Origin of the sequence: Arthrobacter sp. SO5, assembly GCF_020532805.1 — a bacterium.
Classification (GTDB): Bacteria; Actinomycetota; Actinomycetes; order Actinomycetales; family Micrococcaceae; genus Arthrobacter.
Map to the genome: position 1 here is coordinate 6571 of NZ_MQTQ01000090.1, position 1599 is coordinate 8169.

Genomic DNA, 1599 nt, shown 5'->3' on the forward strand with positions numbered 1-1599 from the left:
CGGACGCCCGCGGCGCGCAGCGTGGCAGCACCCCCGGCGGCCGGATCATGAGGATCATCGACGGCATAGATGACGTCAGTGATCCCCGCGTCAATGATTGCCTGGGCACAGGGTCCGGTGCGGCCGCAGTGGTTGCAGGGCTCCAGCGTGACCACCATCGTGGTGCCGGCGAGGTCGCGGCCGGCGGCTTTGGCCTGCGCGATCGCGTCGGCCTCCGCGTGGGCCGTACCGGCACCGCGGTGGTGGCCGGTGGCCAGCGGGGAGCCGCCGGGGCGGATGACGACGGCGCCGACCAGGGGGTTCGCGCCCCGCGGCCCCTGCAGGGCGGCTTCGAGTGCCGCGTCCATGGCGGCAGCCTCGGCGGTGCTGAATCCGGCGCTGAATCCGGCGCTGAGCCCGGCGCTGAGCCCGGCGACGCCCGGGGCGCTCATTTAGCCACCAAAGAGTCCGCGAAGACGGTCTCCACCGTGACAGCCGTCTCCAGCTGCTTCGACGCGCGCCACCAGACGAAGAATCCGGCGAGCGTGAAAAAGCCATAGAACAGGTACATGAAGGCGCTGGCGTAGTAGCCGGCGGTGAACAGTAACGGCACACCGACGATGTCCACCGCCACCCAAATCAGCCAGAATTCGGTCCAGCCGCGGGCCATGCCGTAGGTCGCCAGCAGCGAACCCATGAAGGTCCACGCGTCGGCCCACACTGGTGGGTAGGAGCCGAGCGAATCGAAGATCGGGGTGAGGGCAGCGGTTCCGGCCACGAGGCTCAGAGCCAGGATGACCCGGGTCTTATTGCTTGCCCAGCGTGGCGCTATTGCTGCACCACCGGCGGAGGACTGCCTGCTCTGCTGCCAGCGGTACCAGCCATATACAGCGACGCCAATGAACATGACCTGCCGTCCGGCCTGGCCCCAGAGCGTGGCTGGAGTGGCCGAGCCGAAGACGTTGCCCAGAAAGACCGTCAGGAGCAGGAGGTTACCGGCGATGCCCACCGGCCAGGCCCAGACCCGGCGGCGCATGCCTCCCACGGCGCTGGCGAGCCCAAAAATGTTGCCAAGTACTTCCCGAAGAATCAGGACAGATCCACCGACCGGGATCTGCGCTTCGAAGAGCCACCGCAAGAGGTCCATGCGTGTGTCGTTCCTTCCCTCAAGAACCGCGATGGCTCCGGGGGTATACGACAGCACAATTCCGCGGCACCAAAAAGGCTCCGCAGTAACAGCTGTACGTGCTTCTCTCATCCAGACTTTAACTGTCGGTACCGGAGTTCCACCGGTTCAACCGTCCGCCGGCCCCTCCCGAAGGAAACGCCGACTCGCGGGTCGCGGACTATAACCGCCGGTTCGGACTTACACCGACCCCGGAGCACGTATGTGTGTTGCTATTCTGACACAACTGCGGGGTAGCACGGGCTATTCCCGCCCCGCCGCCAGGACTGGACATGCGCCACCGTCCCGCGGCCATTGGACATAGCCCCCTATGCCCATCCCCCGGACCCAGGACTGGACATGCCCTCCCGGACGCGCGACGAACACCGGACATGCGCCACCGTCCCCGCGGCCACTGGACATAGCCCCCTATGCCCATCCCCCGGACCCAGGAC

At 66.9% G+C, this 1599-nt stretch carries 2 protein-coding genes and 1 riboswitch; both genes read right to left on the reverse strand.

All coding sequences use genetic code 11. The features are described 5' to 3' along the window. Positions 1 to 431, reverse strand: a 431-nt coding sequence (locus BJG92_RS15880; protein ID WP_232084952.1) for a deaminase, incomplete at its 3' end; no start/stop codon positions are given. Then, complete coding sequence (pnuC, locus tag BJG92_RS15885) at positions 428 to 1126, reverse strand: nicotinamide riboside transporter PnuC (protein WP_232084953.1); 699 nt, start codon at positions 1124 to 1126, stop codon at positions 428 to 430. The genes pnuC and BJG92_RS15880, both read right to left, overlap by 4 nt. Positions 1127 to 1220: 94 nt before the next feature. Beyond that, positions 1221 to 1369: riboswitch (FMN riboswitch) on the reverse strand. Positions 1370 to 1599 lie beyond the last annotated feature (230 nt).

Excerpts from the sequence above, each read along its gene's own strand:
- pnuC (WP_232084953.1), bottom strand. The coding sequence starts at position 1,126 with ATGGACCTCTTGCGGTGGCTCTTCGAAGCGCAGATCCCGGTCGGTGGA.